The 20,861-nt window shown below is 37.9% G+C and carries 17 protein-coding genes; 2 read left to right on the forward strand and 15 right to left on the reverse strand.

Annotated features, from left to right (window positions below; genetic code table 11):
• Nucleotides 1-3: 3 nt before the first annotated feature.
• From purN to PLK24_RS00155, 4 genes are read right to left on the reverse strand one after another with little or no spacing between them, the layout of a single operon-like run.
• Complete coding sequence (gene purN / locus PLK24_RS00140; RefSeq protein WP_324475638.1) at nucleotides 4-615, reverse strand: phosphoribosylglycinamide formyltransferase; 612 nt, start codon at nucleotides 613-615, stop codon at nucleotides 4-6.
• On the reverse strand, nucleotides 608-1,636 hold the full coding sequence (gene purM, locus PLK24_RS00145) for a phosphoribosylformylglycinamidine cyclo-ligase (RefSeq protein WP_324475639.1): 1,029 nt from the start codon (nucleotides 1,634-1,636) through the stop codon (nucleotides 608-610). The genes purN and purM overlap by 8 nt, the downstream gene beginning before the upstream one ends.
• On the reverse strand, nucleotides 1,633-2,946 hold the full coding sequence (gene purB, locus PLK24_RS00150; protein WP_324475640.1) for an adenylosuccinate lyase: 1,314 nt from the start codon (nucleotides 2,944-2,946) through the stop codon (nucleotides 1,633-1,635). Before purB ends, purM begins: the two co-directional genes overlap by 4 nt.
• Nucleotides 2,943-3,263 carry a zinc ribbon domain-containing protein gene (locus tag PLK24_RS00155; RefSeq protein ID WP_324475641.1) on the reverse strand — a complete coding sequence of 107 codons (321 nt, stop codon included), beginning with the start codon at nucleotides 3,261-3,263 and terminating at the stop codon, nucleotides 2,943-2,945. The genes purB and PLK24_RS00155 overlap by 4 nt, the downstream gene beginning before the upstream one ends.
• A 142-nt stretch (nucleotides 3,264-3,405) precedes the next feature.
• Between PLK24_RS00155 and PLK24_RS00160 the strand changes: the two genes are divergently transcribed.
• Entirely contained in the window at nucleotides 3,406-3,855 is a 450-nt protein-coding gene (locus PLK24_RS00160; RefSeq protein WP_324475642.1) for a universal stress protein, read from the forward strand.
• Nucleotides 3,856-3,906: 51 nt separating this feature from the next.
• Here the strand turns inward: PLK24_RS00160 and PLK24_RS00165 are convergent, their stop codons facing one another.
• The 8 genes from PLK24_RS00165 to PLK24_RS00200 all read right to left on the reverse strand — a co-directional run bounded on the left by PLK24_RS00165 (nucleotide 3,907) and on the right by PLK24_RS00200 (nucleotide 14,658).
• The gene (locus PLK24_RS00165; protein ID WP_324475643.1) at nucleotides 3,907-4,761 is read right to left on the reverse strand and encodes a thiamine pyrophosphate-dependent enzyme; all 855 of its coding nucleotides are present in this window, start codon (nucleotides 4,759-4,761) and stop codon (nucleotides 3,907-3,909) included.
• The gene (locus PLK24_RS00170) at nucleotides 4,758-6,446 is read right to left on the reverse strand and encodes a 2-oxoacid:acceptor oxidoreductase subunit alpha (protein WP_324475644.1); all 1,689 of its coding nucleotides are present in this window, start codon (nucleotides 6,444-6,446) and stop codon (nucleotides 4,758-4,760) included. Before PLK24_RS00170 ends, PLK24_RS00165 begins: the two co-directional genes overlap by 4 nt.
• 37 nt (nucleotides 6,447-6,483) lie before the next feature.
• Entirely contained in the window at nucleotides 6,484-7,182 is a 699-nt protein-coding gene (locus PLK24_RS00175) for a hypothetical protein (protein WP_324475645.1), read from the reverse strand.
• Nucleotides 7,183-7,332: 150 nt separating this feature from the next.
• Nucleotides 7,333-10,581, reverse strand: a complete 3,249-nt coding sequence (carB, locus tag PLK24_RS00180; RefSeq protein ID WP_324475646.1) for a carbamoyl-phosphate synthase large subunit — start codon at nucleotides 10,579-10,581, stop codon at nucleotides 7,333-7,335.
• Nucleotides 10,568-11,656 carry a glutamine-hydrolyzing carbamoyl-phosphate synthase small subunit gene (gene carA, locus PLK24_RS00185; protein ID WP_324475647.1) on the reverse strand — a complete coding sequence of 363 codons (1,089 nt, stop codon included), beginning with the start codon at nucleotides 11,654-11,656 and terminating at the stop codon, nucleotides 10,568-10,570. The genes carB and carA overlap by 14 nt, the downstream gene beginning before the upstream one ends.
• A 245-nt stretch (nucleotides 11,657-11,901) precedes the next feature.
• A complete protein-coding gene (locus tag PLK24_RS00190; RefSeq protein ID WP_324475648.1) occupies nucleotides 11,902-12,531 on the reverse strand; it encodes an HAD family hydrolase in 630 nt (209 codons plus the stop codon).
• Entirely contained in the window at nucleotides 12,524-13,813 is a 1,290-nt protein-coding gene (locus PLK24_RS00195; RefSeq protein WP_324475649.1) for a B12-binding domain-containing radical SAM protein, read from the reverse strand. Before PLK24_RS00195 ends, PLK24_RS00190 begins: the two co-directional genes overlap by 8 nt.
• A 335-nt stretch (nucleotides 13,814-14,148) precedes the next feature.
• The gene (locus PLK24_RS00200) at nucleotides 14,149-14,658 is read right to left on the reverse strand and encodes a flavin reductase family protein (protein ID WP_324475650.1); all 510 of its coding nucleotides are present in this window, start codon (nucleotides 14,656-14,658) and stop codon (nucleotides 14,149-14,151) included.
• Nucleotides 14,659-14,900: 242 nt separating this feature from the next.
• Here PLK24_RS00200 and PLK24_RS00205 point away from each other — a divergent pair, with 242 nt between their 5' ends.
• The gene (locus PLK24_RS00205) at nucleotides 14,901-16,238 is read left to right on the forward strand and encodes a sn-glycerol-1-phosphate dehydrogenase (protein ID WP_324475651.1); all 1,338 of its coding nucleotides are present in this window, start codon (nucleotides 14,901-14,903) and stop codon (nucleotides 16,236-16,238) included.
• A gap of 55 nt (nucleotides 16,239-16,293) precedes the next feature.
• Here the strand turns inward: PLK24_RS00205 and PLK24_RS00210 are convergent, their stop codons facing one another.
• The 3 genes from PLK24_RS00210 to PLK24_RS00220 all read right to left on the reverse strand — a co-directional run.
• Nucleotides 16,294-16,863, reverse strand: a complete 570-nt coding sequence (locus PLK24_RS00210; RefSeq protein ID WP_324475652.1) for a peroxiredoxin family protein — start codon at nucleotides 16,861-16,863, stop codon at nucleotides 16,294-16,296.
• 55 nt (nucleotides 16,864-16,918) lie between these two features.
• The gene (locus PLK24_RS00215; protein WP_324475653.1) at nucleotides 16,919-18,985 is read right to left on the reverse strand and encodes an O-antigen ligase family protein; all 2,067 of its coding nucleotides are present in this window, start codon (nucleotides 18,983-18,985) and stop codon (nucleotides 16,919-16,921) included.
• Between the two features lie 29 nt (nucleotides 18,986-19,014).
• Nucleotides 19,015-20,861: O-antigen ligase family protein (locus PLK24_RS00220; protein WP_324475654.1), on the reverse strand; the 1,847-nt coding region annotated here is incomplete at its 5' end.

Consider the following 20,861-nt stretch of genomic DNA (forward strand, 5'->3'; position numbering starts at 1 on the left):
AATTCACCCCTTTACCCTAACCGTTCTTCCCTGAACCATAAGCTTATCTTCCAACAGCATTTTAATCGCTTGGCAATAGATTTCATGTTCTTTCTCAAGTATTGACTGGGAAAGTGATTCTACCGTATCGTTATCTTTGATTAGAACCGGAGCTTGGAGAATAATAGGCCCGGAATCCATCCCTTCGTCTACAAAGTGAACTGTACATCCACTCACTTTTACTCCATATTCCAAAGCTTGTTTTTGAGCATCTAAACCAGGGAAAGCCGGTAAGAGAGAAGGATGGATATTGAGAATCCGATAATAAAATTGAGAAATAATAGCTTTCCCAACGATCCGCATATAACCGGCCAGACAGATGATTGATGGATTTTCCTTTTTTAAAACTTTTAAGAGTTCATCTTCATAGGCTTTTTTCCCGGTAAAACTTTTAAAATCGAGAACCAAAGTTGGTATTTTCGCCTTTTGAGCCCTGATTAAAGCGAAAGCATCAGGATTGTCGCTAATCACTAAGGTTATTTTTCCAGGGATGAAACCGGATTGAGTTGCATCGATGATGGCTTGAAGATTGGTTCCTCTTCCTGAAGCCATAACAACAATATTTTTTTCAATCATTCCATTTCACCCCTTCCCGATCTAATATAACTTCCCCAATCAGATAGGCGTTTTCACCATTTTCATTGAGTAGATGGAGAGTTTTATCAATTTCAGATTTTTCAATGATCAAAATCATTCCTACTCCCATATTAAAAGTTCGCCACATTTCGGTTTCTGGTATTTTTCCAATTTTCTGTAGAAAAGAGAAGATTTCAGGGATGTGTATTTCATTCTTGAAGAGCGATACACCATGGTGTTGAGGAAGGATGCGGGGTACATTTTCCACAATTCCACCTCCAGTAATATGAGCTATTCCCCGAACCGATACTTCCTTTAGTAATTTTAAAACGCTCTTAACATAAATTCGGGTTGGCTTCAACAACTCTCGGGCTAAGTCAAGGTCACCAACCACTTGATCGTATTGAATGTGGTTCCAATCTAAAACCTTTCTTACTAAAGAAAATCCATTGCTATGAAGACCTGATGAGGCTAAAGCAATAACCCCATCCCCATTTTGAATACTATGTCCATCTATCAGGTGATCTTCTAAAACCGATCCGACCGCAAATCCAGCTAAGTCATAGTCATTATCTTGGTACATACCCGGCATTTCAGCGGTCTCTCCCCCCAATAAAGCACACCCAGCTAATTGGCACCCTTGCACAACTCCTGAAATAACTCTTTCCAGAATATTCGAATGCAATTTTCCACAAGCAAAATAATCAAGAAAAAACCAGGGTTCGGCACCAGTACAAAGAATATCGTTCACACACATAGCTACCAGATCGATACCAATAGAATCGTGAACCCCCAGATGAATAGCAATCTTTAATTTGGTCCCGACACCGTCGGTACTGGCAACTAAACAAGGATGGTTTTTCCCTTTTTCTCCCATACAAAAAACTCCAGAAAAACCTCCGATATCGGTAATAACCTCGGACCTTCGGGTAGACTTTACCAAGGTTTTTATTTTTTCAACTGTCGTATTGGCTAAATCAACATTTACACCGGCTTTTTGATAAGTCCATCCTTCAGTCACTCTTGATCCTCCTCATTTAAACCAGCATTTTTAAAAATATAATCAACTGAATGAAGAAAATGCTGGTAGTCAAAAAGCTTTTTGATTTCTTCTTTAGAAAGATACTTCTTCAATTCATCGTCTTGAAGTAAAATATCCTGAAATGAGGTTTGGGGATCTTCCCATGTTGTCAACGCTGAACGCTGAACAATTTTATAAGCATCCTCTCGACTTAACCCCTTCTTAATTAATTCAAGGAGAATCCGTTCCGAAAAAACCAAACCACGATTGGACTCTAAATTCTTTTTCATATTCTCGGGGAAAATTCGTAAATTATCCAATAATCGACAAAATGTAATAAGTAAATAATCACAGAGTATACAACAATCGGGAATAATGATGCGTTCTGCTGAAGAATGAGAAATATCCCGTTCATGCCAAAGTGGAATATTCTCCATCGCAACTATTAGATTTCCTCTTAAAACTCGACTTAAACCACATATTTGTTCTCCGGTGATGGGATTTTTTTTATGGGGCATAGCCGATGATCCTTTTTGTCCTGAAGAAAAGCCTTCTTCAACTTCTCGGATCTCGGTTCTTTGCAAGCTTCTTAGCTCCAAAGCAAACTTTTCCAAGGATGTCCCAATCATGGCCATTGCCCAAACCAATTCGGCATAACGGTCTCTTTGGATAATCTGGGTAGAAACTTCCGCCGGTTTTAAACCCAATTTTTCACAAACATATTGTTCTACAAAGGGTGGAATATTCGCATAATTCCCTACTGCTCCAGAAATTTTTCCAACCCTTATATTTTCACGGGCTTCAATTAATCGATGGTAATTTCTTTGCATTTCGGTATACCACATGGCCATTTTTAGCCCAAAGGTGGTTGGTTCAGCGTGAATCCCATGGGTCCGTCCCACCATGAGAGTGTTTCGATACTTTATTGCTTTTTGTTTGATGGAACTGAGAGCCTTTCGGCAGTCTTCAAGAAGTAAATCGGCTGCTTCTTTCATTAGAAATGCTTGGGCAGTATCCAGCATATCGGATGATGTCATACCAAAATGAATAAAACGGGATTCTAAACCGCATTGTTCGGTTAAACTAGTAAGAAAGGCAATGACATCGTGGCGAGTGATGTTTTCAATTGCTTTCATACGATCAAGAGAGAGAGTAACCTGATTAGTAATCTTTTTATATTCATCCTGAGACAATAATCCTAGTTTAACCCAAGCTTCCAAAGCGAACATTTCAACTTTTAACCAAACTTGAGCCCGGTGTTCTTCGCCCCAAATTTTACTCATTTCCTGTCGACTGTAACGTTCAATCATTCTGACTTACTCCTTTCTTGAATATTTCCACAACGGGGACAATATCGTGCTTGGGCATCGATATATTTCCCGCAAGACTGGCATTGTTTACGAGGTGGCTGTCCCATTTCTCGGTATAGTGCTTCTCGAACTTGATCGATTTCATCTTCAATCGAAAGAATCTCCTGGACGTCTTCTTTTAGATCTTCTCTTTCCAGTTCTTTATTGTGAAGTAGTTGGAACACTTTTTTCCCAAGACTTAGAAATCCCTGATCTTTTTCTCCGGCAAGAGAGCGAAGATGAATTTTTAGTCGAAAGATATTCCAATAATTTTTCAAAGCCTCTCCCTCCAGCATCATAATCACTAGCTTTATTTTGCTTGTCATTTTAGCATATTTTTATCCACTTCCCGGAAGAAATATCTTGCATTTTCTCTGGGTAAAGGTTAATCTGTTGGAAAAAAGAGGGAGGGAACATTATTTGAAAATCTCTCACATTTTGGTACCAACTGATTTTTCCCCATTCTCTGATCTGGCAATTCAAAATGCGGCTTTCTTTTGCAAAGTTTTCGATGCCCAACTTACTTTAGCCCATGTCCTTACCTTGAGTGAAGTGAATGCACTCACCTCAGAACCTGGAAATCCCTGGGAAAACGTTATCCAAGCTATCCAAAACGATATGCAACAAGAATATAATAAAAACTCATCTGAATGCCAACTAGGAAAAAATCCAATTTTAGAAGTTCTGGTTGGAGAACCAGCCGAAGAAATCGTTAAGTTTGCCGAAGAAAACCAGGTTAACTTGATTATTATGGGGACTCACGGAAGAACTGGACTTGCCAGCATATTCTTGGGAAGTGTTACGGTTGATGTTATTAAAAAGACTTGTATTCCAGTTACGGTTATTAAGTGTCTATCGGCTCTTCATTGAGAAATAATGGTTACGGGGAGATTCCTATCTCCCCGTAGGAAGGAACTGCTTTTACTCAAATCTACGTTTTTCATCCTCAAAAATTACCTGATAATTGTTTGTCGGGATTAAAAACTCCTTCCGACCTAACTTTTCAAAAACTTGATCTAAAAATACCGGCTTGGCATGACGATAGATAACACCGGTGGGAATCTTGTCTCCCCACTCCAGAGATTTTTTAAACGCACCGACTTGATCTTCGGGATCATACTCTTCGGGAAGAGAATACACTCGGCTTTTATACCATCCAAAAGTATTGGTACGATTAAAAGTGACACAAGGTTGAAGAACGTCCACCAAAGAAAATCCCTTCCATTGGATGGCTTGTTTAAAAATTGACTTTAATTCTTTTTTATCACCGGTAAATCCACGAGCGACAAAGCTAGCTCCTTGAGATACAGCCAGAGCTAAGGGGTGGAAAGATTCGGAAACTGTTCCAAGAGGCTGGGTTTTGCTAACAAAACCAACCTCTGAAGTCGGAGAGGCTTGTCCTTTAGTCAAACCATAAACCTGATTATTATGAACAATGACTGTAATATTGGGGTTTCTTCGGATAGCATGGATAAGGTGGTTACCACCTTCACCATACATACAACCATCACCAGATTCAGCTATAACAGTAAGATCTGGGTTTACTGATTGAATACCAAAAGCAACTGGAATTGAACGTCCATGCAGACCGTTAAAAACATTGGCTTGTACATAATGGGGAGCCTTGGCTGCTTGACCAATTCCTGAAACCAGCACCACTTGGCTTGGTTTTAAACCAAGCTCGGCCAAAGCTTCGGAAAGAGCAGTGAGTAAATTAAAATTTCCACAACCGGGACACCAAGCGATTTCTATCTGATTTCGAAAAGGAGATATCATGAAAGCACCTCCCGAATTTGATCCACCAACTCGTTTACAAAAAAGGGCCTTCCGTCATAACGGTTAACGCGAAGATCAAATGAAGTTTTCGTTTCTCTTTCCAATAACCTTGCCAGTTGACCTTGGAAATTTCCCTCCACAACAATCGGTTTAGGAACTGATTTCAAAATCGTAAGAGTATCTGTTGATAAAGGATAAATATCGTTAAAATGAAGTAATCCAGCCTCAATTCCCAGCTTTGCCAGCTTTTCTCTTGCTTCAAACAATACTCCGTAAGTTGAACCCCATCCGATTATCGTGGCGGTTTGGCCGACTATATGAACTGGGGGTTGGGTTTCTTTTTTCATCTTTTCAATTTTTTTCATTCTTTTTTGATGCATTTGAACCCTTTGGTTTAAATCTTCAGTCAAATGGCCAATCTCGTCGTGTTCATCGCTATCGGCAACTACTAAAGCCTCACTCATCCCGGGAAGAGCGCGTGGAGAGATTCCAGAATCGGTAAGAGCATACCGCTGGTAAGAGTGGTCACCAATAACAGTTTGTATTTTCTGGGGTTGCTCATTCATTTTCATTTGAGAAAATGTCCAACTACTATCGGCTAGGTATTGATCGGAAAGAATTATTACCGGAACTTGAAAACGGTCGGATAGATTAAAAGCACGAATCATTGTATCGATAGCATCTTGGGGGTCTCGAGGAGCAAATACAAATCGAGGAAATTCATCGTGGGAAGCTGAGAGGACAAATTCAAGATCACCCTGGGAGGTTCGGGTTGGTAAACCGGTTGAAGGACCTGGGCGCATACCATCTAAAACAACTATTGGAGTTTCGGTCATAGCCGCCAATCCTAAACCTTCTGCCATTAAACAAAAACCTCCTCCTGAAGTGGCTGTCATCGCCTTAGCACCAGCATAGGATGCTCCAATGGCCATATTAATTGCTGCAATTTCATCTTCAGCTTGTTCGACAATAATACCGTATTTTTTAGAGCGGGATGATATGAAATTCATGACTCCGGTTGATGGTGTCATGGGATAGGCGCTATAAAAAGTACATCCTGCCAGGATCGCACCCAGACCTAAAGCTTCATTTCCTCCTATTAATAAAAGATTTCCCTGGTTCGGATTTCCATTTTTTTTATCTAAAAATTGCCGAGGGATTTGTTGTCTCTTGATTTCCTTTTGTCCTAAAGCAAGTGCTTCTTTATTGAGCCGAACGACATCATTACCTTTTTTTTGGAAAATTTCCTCCAAATACAATTCGGCAATTTTATCATCGATCCCCAAAATTTCAATTAAAGCACCTACTGCAATAATATTGGCAAATATCCGATTTCCTAATTCTTCTGCCATTTCGTTAAAATTAATTGAGATCGCTGAAGAAGTTGAAGGTGATTTTTTAATCATCCCTATCATTATCCCATCCGATTTTAGTGCTGGTTGGTGTATTTCCTGAGTTTCAGAGTTGAGACATACTAAAAGGTCTAAATCGGTACCAATGGCTTGTATCGGTTGATCAGAGAAGCGAATTTGAACCGAATTGTGCCCACCACGAATGCGGGAATGATAGTCTTGAATAGAAAAAACATAAAAACCACTTCGGATGAGAATACGCGATAATACCTCACCTATGGTTTGAACACCCTGCCCTGCTTCGCCTCCTATGGTAATGATTATATCTGGCATGTCATCCCTCCTCCCTTTCAGCAGTTAGAGAATTCGCTTAATTCTCTCCTTTAAATGGAGATAGAAAATCCACCCATTCTTTTTGCTCATAGTCACTATGTTGAATTTCCTTTTGCCATTCAAGGGGAACTTCCCCAATCTCAATTAAGCGATAAATGGTTTTTTGGTCCTTTTGGTTAGCTACAATAAAACCTTTCATTTTGACAGTTGACTCCCAAAAAGGGAAGCGGATACCATCATGAGTGAGCTTCTGAAGCATGGGGGTTATTATGGGTAGAAATAAATTATCCAGTTGGAAGGACCAAAACATTCCAGTGATGGTATCATTCACCCGAAGTTGAAGACATTCACCAAAGGGGTCGTATAATTTTTTCTCACCAGTTTGAAAAAAATTAACCTGTTCACCTTGTAACCAGCTTTCCTCTACACCAATGACTTTTCCCAAAGCCAACAAAGATACAATAGAGATTAATTGTTTCGAATGAACCGAAGCGTATTCCTTCATCATATCATCAATAATAAGTAATTCTTCAGCTTCCATGTCAGCCAAAACCCTCATAAGCTGTTGGTGCTGATTTTGTATCTTTAATACATAACGGGAATTTTCAGTAATGAGCAAAAAAGATAAAGGCTGGTCATTCCATAAAACATCCCCTCTAATCGAAAGGGCTGAAACGGAGAGAGAAAAGCAACCAATTACTAGGAGAAGACACCCAATGATACCAAAGGTTTTCACACCACACCTCCTCAAATTGATAAAATCAGTTTACCATAATCAGAGGAAAATTTTTATAATTTCCTACCTTCAGCAAAAATACCTCCCTATCGATTATGAATCGATTGAAGTCATTGTAAAAAAGGATTCTTTTTAATTTAATTTGCCAATCTATACTGGTAGGGTTCTTAAAATTTCTTGATGATATTCTTGAATAGAACGAACCTGAATGGGAAATTTTTTAAGCCGCTCAATAGCATAGACTGTAGCTTCGGCTCCGGAAAGCGTGGTAACATAGTTGATGCTTTTTATTACAGCTTCCTTTCGAATAAAGCTACTCTCCACCTGGGTTCGTCCTCCCGAGGGGGTATTGATGATCAAGTCAATTTTTTGGTTTTTTATAAAATCCACAACATTGGGGCGGCCTTCTCCAACCTTATTCACAATTTCAACTGTAATACCATTATTCATTAATACTTTAGCAGTTCCTTTGGTGGCAACAATTTGGAATCCAAGGTCAACCAGTTTCTTGGCTACAAAAATAACTCCTCTTTTATCTTGATTTTTAACACTAATAAACACCCTCCCCGCTTGAGGAAGTTGGGATTGAGTTCCAATTTGTGACTTGGCGAAAGCCATTCCAAAATCAGCATCAATACCCATCACTTCACCCGTTGAACGCATCTCAGGACCTAATATTGGGTCAACACCAGGAAATCGATTAAAAGGGAACACTGCTTCTTTAACCGCAAAATGTCGGATTTCAACTTCGCGATTCAGGCCAATTTCCGATAATTTCCGACCAACCATAACCTGGGATGCTAATCGAGCTAAAGGAACTCCTGTGGCTTTGCTAACAAAAGGTATTGTTCTCGAAGCCCGTGGGTTAACCTCTAATACATAAACCGTATCTTCTTTAACTGCATATTGTACATTCATAAGTCCAATAACATTCAGTTCCCGAGCCAAAGCTTGAGTAAATAGCTTAATTTGATCAACAATTTCATCACTGAGAGAAAAGGGAGGGATCACACAAGCACTATCTCCCGAATGTACTCCTGCTTCTTCAATATGTTCCATAATACCGGCAACAATAGTCGTCTCTCCATCACTGATGGCATCTACATCCACTTCAATGGCATCTTCTAAAAATTTATCGATTAAAACTGGATGACCTGGTGAAATCTCTACGGCTTGATTCATAAACTCAAAAAGCTCGCTTTCACTATAAACTATCTTCATAGCTCGTCCACCTAAAACATATGATGGACGCACCACAACCGGATATCCAATTTGGACGGCAACTTCCCGAGCACCCTCAAAAGATACTGATACTCCATTTTTGGGCTGTATTAAGCCTAACCGGTCTACCAAAATTTTAAAACGATCCCGGTCTTCGGCGATATCTATGCTTTCAGGTGATGTCCCCAATATTGGAACTCCAGCTTTTTCTAAATCTCTTGCTAAATTCAAAGGAGTTTGCCCACCTAGCTGAACAATCACCCCAATTGGTTTTTCCTTAACTATAATATTTAATACATCTTCCAAGAAAACTGGCTCAAAGTATAACTTATCGCTCGTATCATAATCCGTACTAACGGTTTCTGGATTACTGTTAACCATTATGGTTTCATAGCCAAGATCCCGCAAGCCCCAGGTTGCATGAACGCAACAATAGTCAAACTCAATACCCTGACCGATACGATTTGGTCCTGCCCCTAGAATTATTACTTTATTTCGGGAACTCGGATTAGCTTCACATTCTTCTTCATAAGTTGAGTAATAATAAGGGGTTTCAGCTTCAAATTCTGCTGCACAGGTATCAACTTGCTTATAAACCGCTTTGATATTATTTTTTAACCGAAAATTCCTTAAGACCCACTCGGATTCTTTCCAAAGAGTAGCTAGTTGACGGTCAGAAAACCCAAACTCTTTTGCTCTTCTTAAGTGTTCGGGATCGATGTTTTCCCAAGAGCTTAAGTCTACCAAACTTTTTTCCATCTCGATAATTTCATCTATCTGTCTTATAAACCAAGGGTCAATAGAGCTTAGAGCATAAATCTCTTCCAGAGAAACACCCTCCTTGAGTGCCATTTTCAAAAAGAATAACCGATCGGGATTGGGCTTTTGGAGTTTTTCTCGAAGGAGAAAGTGTTTTTTTTCAATGGTAAGGGTATTCCAGTTTTTAAGGTCTTCCAATCCGCATTTCCCAATTTCTAGCGATCGAAGACCTTTTTGGAGGGCTTCCTTGAAATTTCTTCCAATTGCCATGGTTTCTCCAACGCTTTTCATGGATATTCCCAATACCGGTTCAGTGTCGGGAAATTTTTCAAAGGTAAATCTGGGTATTTTTACTACACAATAATCTATAGCTGGTTCGAAACAGGCTGGAGTTTTACGGGTAATATCATTGGGTATTTCATCCAAAGAATACCCAACTGCCAATTTAGCTGCTATTTTGGCTATTGGAAATCCCGTTGCTTTGGAAGCTAACGCTGAGCTTCTCGAAACTCGGGGATTCATTTCGATGATAACCGTTTTTCCATTGGTAGGATTCAGAGCAAATTGTATATTACATCCTCCGCTCGCCACTCCAATTTCTCGAATGGCCCGGATGGATAAATCACGTAGATGTTGGTATTCTTTATCGGTGAGTGTTTGGGCGGGTGCAATGGTAATACTGTCTCCAGTGTGAATTCCCATGGGATCAAAGTTTTCAATTGAACAAATAACCACAACATTATCTTTGGAATCACGCATTACTTCCAGTTCAATTTCTTTCCAACCAATCACTGATTCCTCAATTAATATTTCTCGAATGATGCTACTTTCTAAGGCTTGTTGTGCGAGATTTTCGAATTCTTCAATATTATAAGCGATCGATCCTCCAGTTCCGCCAAGGGTAAAACTTGGTCGAATAACTAAAGGAAATCCAATTCTATTGGCAACTTCTTTGGCTTCATCAAGAGAATAAGCTCGGTCACTTTGAGGTACATCTATCCCAACTCGTAACATGGCTTCTTTAAATAATTCTCTATCTTCCGCTTTACTAATGGCTTCCGGTGAAGCTCCCAGTACTTTTATACCATATTTTTTAAAAATTCCTTGGTTTTCCAGTTGAACAGTGAGGTTCAAAGCGGTTTGCCCACCTAAGATAGGTAAAAAAGCATCGGGTTTTTCCCGGGCAATGATTTTCTCTATTACCTCAGGGATGAGCGGTTCAATGTAGGTTCGATCAGCCATTTCCGGATCGGTCATAATTGTTGCCGGATTACTGTTAATCAAGATTATTTCATATCCTTCACTCTTGAGAGCTTTACAACCTTGGGTACCAGAATAGTCGAACTCACATGCTTGACCAATTGTGATTGGACCAGAACCAACGATGCAGATTCGATGAATATCATTATTTCTTGGCACAATATTCCTCCATCATTTTGACAAACTGATCAAATAGATATGTTGTATCATGGGAACCCGGTGCTGCTTCTGGATGAAATTGAACGGAAAAAAGCGGATATTTACAATGCTTTATCCCTGCTAAAGTATTATCGTTGAGGTTGATGTGGGTTATTTTGAGATCTGACATGGGAAGTGTATTGACATCCACCACAAAGCTGTGATTTTGAGTGGTAATATAGACTTTTTCATTCAAAAGATCTTTTACCGGATGATTTCCACCATGATGGCCGAACTTAAGCTTGTAGGTTTTCCCACCCAAAGCTTGACCAATGATTTGATGACCTAAACAGATTCCAAAAACTGGTAATTTTCCAATAATTTCCTGAACTAATTCAACCGCATAATGAAGAGCGGCTGGATCTCCGGGACCGTTGGACAGAAGGACACCATCAGGACTGTCTTTAATGAGTTGATGAGCAGTGGTTTTGGCTGGATAAACCTTCACTCGGCAACCTCGAGCAGCTAATTGTCTTAATATATTGTATTTAACACCAAAATCTATTACCGCTATGGTGTAATTGCCTTCTGATTGCCAAAAATAAGGTTCTTCGGTAGTCACTTCTTTAGCCAGGTCAACACCTACCAAGGGAGGTCCTTGAATGGCTTTCTGAACCAGCGAATCTGGGTTAAGGTCTTCGGTTGAGATAACTGCTTTTAAAGCTCCCTTTTCCCGAATGTGACGGGTAATTGCTCGAGTATCAACTCTTTCCATCCCAATGATTCGACAACGGATTAAATACTCGTCCAAGCTTTCTTCAGCTCTCCAATTACTATACAAAGGACTTTTTTCTCTTACAATGAAGGCTTCTAATTGAGGTTGTGAAGATTCTCCATCTTCTGAATTTAAACCGTAGTTTCCAATTAAAGGGTAAGTCATGGTAACAATTTGACCACAATAAGAAGGATCTGTTAATATCTCTTGATAACCGGTCATGCTGGTGTTAAAAACAATTTCACCAAACGCTTCTCCGGTTGATCCAAAAGAGTGTCCCCAAAAACACCGACCATCTTCCAGAGCTAATAGCGTTTTCATTTATCTAAAACACCCTCCGACTAATATAACATGCTTGTCAAGCCCTTTATCTCAAAAAACATTTGTGAATAAAACTATCTCTACCAGGTGACAACAGGTAAATGGAGCCACCATAAGCTCTTCCCTTTAGAGATCTGTAGAATTATCATACCCTTTCTTTTTTATTTTTCTATGAAAATAGAAACAAAATCTATTTCCTATTTAGATAAATTTCTTGTTTTTAGCTTCAGGAATGAACTTTTCATTCATGCGCTGTCAAGAATAATAAGAATTTCATCGAGAGAATCAATCATCCAATCAGGACGGAATTCTTTTAGGATGTCTTCTCCATGCATTCCCTGGGTATACCCTACCACACCAACCCCAGCAGATTTTCCGGCGATTATATCATAATGAGTATCACCAACAAATAAAGCTTCTTGTGGAGATATTTTTAAATGAGCTAAAGCGTACCAAACGCCTTCTGGCGATGGCTTGGGCTGGATACCCAAAGAAAGGTCAATAACAACATCAAAAGATACCGGAAAGGGCAGTCTATCAATCAGTCTTTTTGCTGACCTTCGGTTGGTGACTATTCCAACCTGAATATTCTTTTGCACCAAGATGTCTAAGAGTTCAAAAGACTCAGGATTGATACTTATGTCTTCAGGCTGTTCCAAAAAAAACTCCCGATACAAATTGGCACCTTCTTCTGGATCGGGGAATCGTAAAACCGAAAAAGCTTCAACCATTGAAAGTCCGATTGTCCCTCGAATCATTTCTTCTTCGGGTTGGCATAGGTTATGCATCATAAAACATTTTTGGATTCCCTTAATAATGGCCTTTTCGGCAAAAATTAAAGTACCATCAAGATCAAATAAAACTGCCTTAATCATGTAAATTGGGTAATTGGTGCGGATTTCTTGACACCCAGTTATAATAGAGACTGGCCGGGAGAAAGTAACCGAGGTATCTCCAATTCCACAAAGCTCGCTTCATTATTTTTGGTAAAGTATAAAATTTTCGATATAACTCATTGTGTTCAAATTGGAGTTCTTGTGGGGTCATTTTAGCTGGTTGATAGACGACATGAGAAAAATCATAATTAGTCCAATTGTAGGAAAAGATTCGGTTGGTATCTTTAAATTTTTCATAAACTTCAGTTCCTGGTAAGGGGGTCAGAATATTAAAGGTAGCAAAATCAATTTTGGTATCTTCGATAAACTTCAGGGTATTATCAAAAACTGATATATCATCGTTATCAAAACCAAAGACAAAGGAACCAACTACCATAATATGATGTCGGTGGAAATTTTCAATTAATTTCTGGTACTTTTCTATGGGATTAAACTGCTTATGCATCTCTTTTAAATTCATTTCGTTAACCGATTCGAAGCCAACAAATAGACAGATACAACCGCATTTTTGGGCAAGGCTAATTAATTCTTCATCTTCAGCCATCTTAACCGTTCCCTGACTCACCCACTTTTTCTTTAATGGAATTAACGCGCGAAAAAGTTCTTTCGAGTACTTTGGATTCCCAACAATGTTATCGTCCAAAAAGCCAATCATCTTCGACCGACAGCGGCTTACTTCTTCAATGACGTTTTCAACCGGTCGATGGCGATAACGTCTTCCATTGAAAGTAGAAACCGAGCAAAAACCACAATTATGAGGGCACCCGCGGGTTGTTTGAAAAACATTTTTTAACAAGTAACCTTTCCCTAGCAAATCTAAACGCGCTGGTGGAAGGTCGGTTAAACAAGGAAGCTCTTCATTTTTGTAAAACCTTTGTAATTGACCTTGTTGAAAATCATCTAAAACTATTTTCCATAAATTTTCAGCTTCACCAATGACAACACAATCGGCATGTTGAATAGCTTCATCAGGAAGAGCAGAAGGATGAATACCTCCTAAAACAACTTTTTTATTTCTTTTTCGAAACTCATCGGCAATTTGATAAGCACGAACTGAGGTTGCGGTCATGGCTGTTATGCCTATCAAATCATAATCGCTATTAAAATCTATTTCATGTAATCTTTCGTCGATGATAGTAACCGAGTGCTCTTTAGGGGTTAACCCGGCTATTATGGTAAGGCTTGCTTGCGGGAAAGGAACTAGGATTGCCTTTTTTTTCGATGCCCTGATTGACTCAGGCGCAATTAATAATATTTTCAATTGTTTCCTCCTTTATTTTGGGAGGGGTTATAACATAGGTTCCGTCATTCCCCAATGGAGATCTCTTTTATTGATCGTTTCTTTGATGTTTGCTAGAAACCGTTTAACCTCATTCCTATCCACAGAACAGTAAATATAAATAAATATTTCCAACCAATAAAGTAGTCTTTCCTCTTCTTGGGAAAAACCCGAATGATATTATACACTATTCTTTAAAATACCGTTATTAAAGATAAAAAATTTTTGCGTGGTCGAATAATTTTTTCTCCGCATGTTGATAGGAAATTCTATCCCTATTTCGGCTTCTTTCTCGACCCTTCCCCTGGAAAAGAAATTTATATTTTAACTCTGGTTATTTCTCCATAATAGACTGAATGAAAATCTCCCGAAGAATAATATTCACGAAGGATTTCCGGAATAAAATTTGTTTCTATAACCTTGGTTTTTTGAACTATAATGCACTCAAAATGAATAGGGCATTCTTTAATGATTGGAACAGAAAAGTCTTCGTTATATATAGGAGTAAAAGCTGTACTTTTAAATTTATCAACTGTCGCTCCTGAGACACTCCCACACCAGTTTATTTCTCCTTTCATGTTATCAGTCGGAACACACACCGTAAAGGAGGGGTTTTCCTCAATATGAATAAATGAAAAACGAGAAGGCCTTACCAAAACCGATATAATAGGCCGTCCCCAAATTATTCCTCCCTGCATCCATCCAATGGTCATAATATTCGGTTTCCGTTCTTTTCCTTGAGTAACCAGAAAAACCCCACTGAGTCTTTCAATTGCTTGATAAGATTCAGTTAGGGCTTTTTTCCACAGAGCTTGATTGAGAGACATAGAACATCCTCCTTGACCTATTTAATTAAACCGATGATAATAAAATACATTGTTTTAATCTTATCATTATTCCGAGATCAATGAAAATTCTTCTTCTTTTTTGTTTTAATGGAGAAAAGCTATTAGAAATAGACACTATTCTATTGAACAAATTGAATATTTCGGAATATATTTGGTATCGAATTGAAACGCATTAATTGTACAATACAATCAATGATAAAAAAACAGAAAGAGAGAAAACTATGGATGAGCTTTTTTATTTTCAAAAGGCTACAGATATTTCTTGTACTTGTGGTGAAACTCATCGCATTTTAACCCAAAAAACCATCGTTGATCACTCGCTTTTAGAGCAGATACCACCCATTCTAAACCAGCTTAATTTGGGAAAGAAATGCTTGATCGTTTTTGACGAAAATACCTACCAGGCAGCTGGGCAAAAAATTGTAACAATATTAAACCAAGAAAAATATGAAACAATTCCTCTTTTACTTTCTCATAACTCTCCGACTCAATACTTAGAGCCTGACGAAGACACCCGACATCAGGTTGGAACTGGTTTAAGATACCAACCAGATTTTATGATTGCAGTTGGTTCAGGAGTTATTAATGACCTGGTAAAATTCGTTGCCCATCGGTCTCACCTTCCTTATGTAGTAGTTGGCACCGCAGCATCAATGGATGGATATCCTTCCCTTGGCGCGCCCATGTTGGTAAATGGATACAAAATCACTTTTGAAGCAACCCCTCCCAAAGCGATTTTTATGGACCTCGACGTATTGGTAGAAGCTCCCTTAGACCTTCTCCAATCAGGCTTTTCTGATTTAATCGGGAAAACTACGGCCAACTCCGACTGGGTTCTGCGTCATCAGCTTCAAGATGAATATATTTGTCAGTATTCCTGGGACTTAGTCAAGGAAGCCCTTCGGATTTTGTGGGAGTCTGCCGACCAAATCCCTCAACGAAAATCCGAAGCCGTCAGAGCTTTATCCATTGCTCTTCTCAACTCAGGTTTTAGCATGGCACTGGTTGGTGATTCTCGACCAGCTTCAGGTGCTGAACATCTCATCGCTCATTACTTAGAAATGATTAGTCTTTCCCGGGGAGAAAATACCTCTCTTCACGGTTTAAGGGTGGGAGTTGCCACTCTCTTTATCCACAAAATGTATCAGAGATTTTTAAAAGAAATTGATACCATCGATTGGGAGAAGATTGCTTCTCCCCACCCTATTCGGGTAAACAAGGAAATCTTACAGGAAAAATTTGGTTCTCTCTATCCATCGGTCGAAAAAGAAGCAACTCAAAAAATCACATCTCCAATGGTTTTTATCGATTCTTTCAAAAAACCGGGATTTACCAATCATCTGCGACAAATGATATCAGAAAAACTATTTGCTATACCTGATGTTGAACAAGCTTTAAAACGATCGAAAACCCCATCAACTTTTGAAGAGCTAGGTTTTCCGCGATCCTTAGTGAAAGACTCTTTTCTTTTCTCCCGCTTTGTAAGAAGCCGAATTACGATATTAGACATCCTCGACCAAGCTGGTCTCTTAGAAGAATACGTTGAAGAATTTTTATAAAAATAACGCAACCCAGTATAAACCCTATTATCTGGGTTGCGTTCAAAACCTTCGATTAAAAAATATAAGAATTTAAAAGGTTTTCAATTTCAGCTTCCGACAACTCTGATTGATTATAGGTATAGGCAACCTCACCAGATTTATTGATGAGCAATAAGGCCGGTATTCCAGAACCGAAGAATCGATGGTAGACATCCCGGTTATAATCATCAAGAACAGGAAAGGTTAACCCATATTGTGATTGAAAGTCACGTAATTGCCCAATTGAGCTTGATACTCCAACTCCTAAAACGATCAAGTTTTGACTCTCTTTATACTTCATATAGAGATTTTGGATTCGAGGCATTTCATTACGGCAATGGGAACATAAAAAACCAAAAAAGGCGACCAATACCGGTTTCCCGCGAAATTCACTTAGTGAATATTGGTTTCCATCAAGATCAGAGAGAGTAAAATCGATTGCATTAGGAGAAACATAAGGAGTCGGCGAAGGATCGGCGGGAGATCCAGGCGTGGGGCTTGGTTGATATGGGTTATCAACCAAAAAACATCCGGGAAGCAAAATAAAAATGAACAAAAATAAAGGGATATACTTCAGTAGCTGATTTTGCTTACCATTCTTCAAGGTGAAATCACTCCAATCTTTTTATTTAGTCAACAATATACTTATTATAATATTCTCAATCTTCGGTTATAGAATTTCCAGTGTTCCCACCTCCTAATACTGTATCAATATCCCTTTTTAAGAAATTCAATGCTTCACTTGGTGGATTTGGTTGGGTCGATTTTAACTGATTTTCGAGATAGAGATGAAAAACCTCATCAGTATACACCTTTATTTGACTTAAAGTATTTGGATTTATGGATTTCTGTTGAGAATTTAATAAATTCAAAAAAGCAAAAAGTATCTTTTCGTAATTACCTAAAACCATTGGGGCAAGTTCCATTGAATATTTATAATCTTTCCAGGCTTCATCTACTTCTCCTTTTAAAAGAAAAAGATCTGCTCTATGCCGATAGTACTCATAATTATAAGGCTCTATATTTAAAGCTTTTTGATTTTTCTCCAAGGCCAGGTTCAAAAATTCCTCCTTTTTTGTTTGTAAATAAATATCGGAAGATAAATTGCTCAATTGATATAGGACATTATCGTGCCAGGGATTGAGGCGGACGGCTGTTTCCCAGGCTTTCGCTGAATGAACGAAATCATTCCCAGCTCGATATTCATTCCCTGATTGGTAATAATACTCGGCATTCCCCAAAAAAATGCTTAAAATAAAGAAAATAAGCGTTAACAGCAAGGGAATTATTAATGGAATAGAGAGTTTTAGCTTTTGTAAAGGATAAAAACTCAGCAAAAGGCCTAGAAGTGTCCAAGCAAAAATATGATAAGCGCCCATGGCAAAATTTAAGTCAATGCTGCTATGTAAAAAAATTAAAAAGACCCCGGCTCCCAAGTAAGGGATTATTGATATAGACTGATTTTGGTTTGTGGAAATTATACAAATATACAATGAATAGAAAAGTAAAAATAAAAGGGGAACCAATCCCAAGACTCCTGATTCAACCAAAGTATTTAAATAAAAGGAATGAGGGAACTTAGTATAATAGGTATGAGACTGAAAGGAGAAATACCGTGCTGCCCAACCCCCACCGCCCCAACCCAAAAGAGGCTTTTTTTGAATCATTTTTAAAGCATCACGGTAAAAAGTAAATCGATAAATAACATTTTTTGTTTCAAAGCTGATATCTCTTCCCTTTTCTCCAAATCCTCGAACAAAAGTGAAGTTCTTTACATCGAATTGAATAAAAAAAACGAAAAAACATTCTATTCCCAAGATTACTAATAGAATTAGAAAAAAAACCAGTTTTTTATTGATTTTATTCACCAAGAAAATTTGTTGATTAGGTAAAAACAAAAAGCTTAACAAAAAGAAGGAGCCCAATCCAATCAAAAACAAAACTAAAAAATCGAAGGGAAGAGCTTGAGACAAACACCTATCCAACTCTATCTGTAAAAAAATGCTTGGCAAGAGCAATGAAGATAAAATTAAAACAACTGAAGTTATGTATTCTTTTTTTCTGACTAAAATAAAAAGAAATAGAAGTGTAATTAAAAAGATAAGATTTGTGCCTCTCGAAAAAGCAAAAAGAAAACCAAAGAAAATCAAAAATAAAAGAACACCATTTATCAGCTTTTTCCACCAATTTTTTTCTTGAAGGTAAATAAAAATTCCTAAGAACAAACAAACAGCAAAAAAAGATGCCGAGGTGTTTTGATATTGAAAGGCAGTGGCCAATCTTCCGGAAAAATATAAACCCCAAAAACTCATTCCTAAAAAATTTTGAAATCTTTCCGGAATAAAGTGGAAGGCATCAAAGATTGCCAAAAGCGATAATACACCAGCATTACAGACCATTATTTGAATTAAGAACATTTTTAATGATTTCTTTTGGAACAATTCCAATATCAACCAAAAAAGAAATGCCCACGCTATATAGCTGATAAAGGCAATTACTGAAGAATATTTACTGGAAGCTACTATAATCGTAAAAAGGTATACTATTGCTAATAAGAAAAAGAACATTTCCGGAAGGCTTAATTGGAAAAGTCTTTCTTTCTTTCGTACCATTGCCAGAAGATAAATAAGAAAGGCTAAAAAAATGAGAGTCAAAAATGGGAGTTTGTAATAATCAGGATAGATACCCCGGTAATAAGGAGAAAGGATTACAATGAATAGAACCAAAAAAAACGAAAGCTTCTCGGTAATTGAGGTCATTCCTTAATTTCCTGAAGCTGGTTTTTTAATTCTTTCAGAATCTCATTGTAAGTAGTGGTTTTCTTTACTGGTCTTAATGAATTATCCAAAAAAGCTGTAAATATATCATCGATACGCAAACCCTTTTCTAAATAATGAATAGCTTTTCTTTTATCAGATTGCATAAGGTAAAAATCAGCAACCGATAGACAGGTTTGTAGATAGTGCTCATAGGTTGTAGATATAAAGGGTGCTAAATAAATGGCTTTTTCAAATTCATTCAAACCAGTTTCAAAGTCTCCTTTTTCTACCCTTAAAACTGCTTTATTTTCTTGATATCGATAATCAAAAGGGGAATAGCCGGTAGCTTTTTCACTATGATATTCACTTTTTATTCTCAACTCTGCTTGCTTTTGGGTATTAAACAATTCCCGGTAATAAGTACTTAAAAGATAATGGCTTTGAGAATTGAAAGGAATCGAATTGACTGCTTTTTGATGGTATTGAATAGCTTGATTGATATCATCATGAGCTGCAAAATATCCGCCCCAAATTTTTGCCCGTTCTCCAGAAATCAAAAATAGGGAAAAAATCATTAAAAAAATAACCCCGGAAAACAACACCCAATTGGGTATTTTCATTTCAAATAAATGTCGATTTTTGATGGTGATTTGCTGAGATCGAGTTATTTGGTTGATGAAAGCAATAAACACCCAAATGCCAAAATAAAAAGAACCAAGAGCAAAATCAACATCAATGAATCCATGAAAAAATCCCAAAAACACTGCAGCTCCCAATCCTAAAACGAAAAGAGTATCCCAATTATCACTATTCACCTTTTTGAAACGATAAATTTGATAAAAAAGGCCAATTATTAACCCAATTGTTGCTAACAAACCAATAATGCCGATTTCAATCATCACTTGAAGAAAATAATTGTGAGTGTTTTCGCTAAAATAGGGATAGGATTGATGGGCAAAATAACAAGCTTCCCATCCTCCTCCTCCCCAACCAACGGTTGGTCGGGTTTGGAATATTTTTAAACCATCTCCATAAAAAATCCATCTTTCTTGAGAAATGATGGTGTTGAGAGTGATTTGCCGAAAACGATCACCCAAGAAGGCTGGTTTTAGTCCCAAAATAATTAAAATAACGAGAACAAGAGCAACACCAATTCCAACTGTTAAATAGGAGGTACGAATTGATGGTTTTGATAGGTTGATCAACTTTTTCCATAGGAAGGAAAGCAAATAGATGCTAAAAGCCTGTAAAAGACTCCCTAATAAGAGGAAACCAAAAAACTGACCGGGTAAATTGTTGAATAAAAAATTTTCCAAGCGCGGAGTAAAAAGTATTGTCCAAATAAATACGACCATGAGAATAAGAAGATGCTTTATCTTCTCTTTCCTTTTCAACAAAAAGAATAAAACCACCGAGGTTATGATAAATACCAACAAAGCTCCCCGGGAATAGGTAAAATATAATCCAGTTTGAAGAAAAAAAAGTATAAACCCCCAAAAACTGAGATAAACCGGTTTTTCTTCCAAAAAATGAATAAGAATCAAGGTTATTATCGCCATTGCGAGATAAGCAGCAAAGGTATTTGGGTATTGCATAGTTGAATGCAAACGACCTGATGCTGCCAAAAAAAGATCTTTCATGCTCATCCCCAATGGTCGAGACAGAGGATTAATCCACCCAAATCGGTAGAAAAACCCCAGCAAAACCAGTAAAACAGCATTGATATTGAATGTTATTAAAAGAATTTTTTTTGAATGCTTGGTCAGGAATAAATTTGTGACCAAAAGAAAAAAGATAAAGTAAGCTACACTACTAAAAAATTCACGAAAAGCCATCCCTTGGT

The organism is Atribacter sp. (assembly GCF_035418125.1).
Lineage (GTDB): Bacteria > Atribacterota > Atribacteria > Atribacterales > Atribacteraceae > Atribacter > Atribacter allofermentans.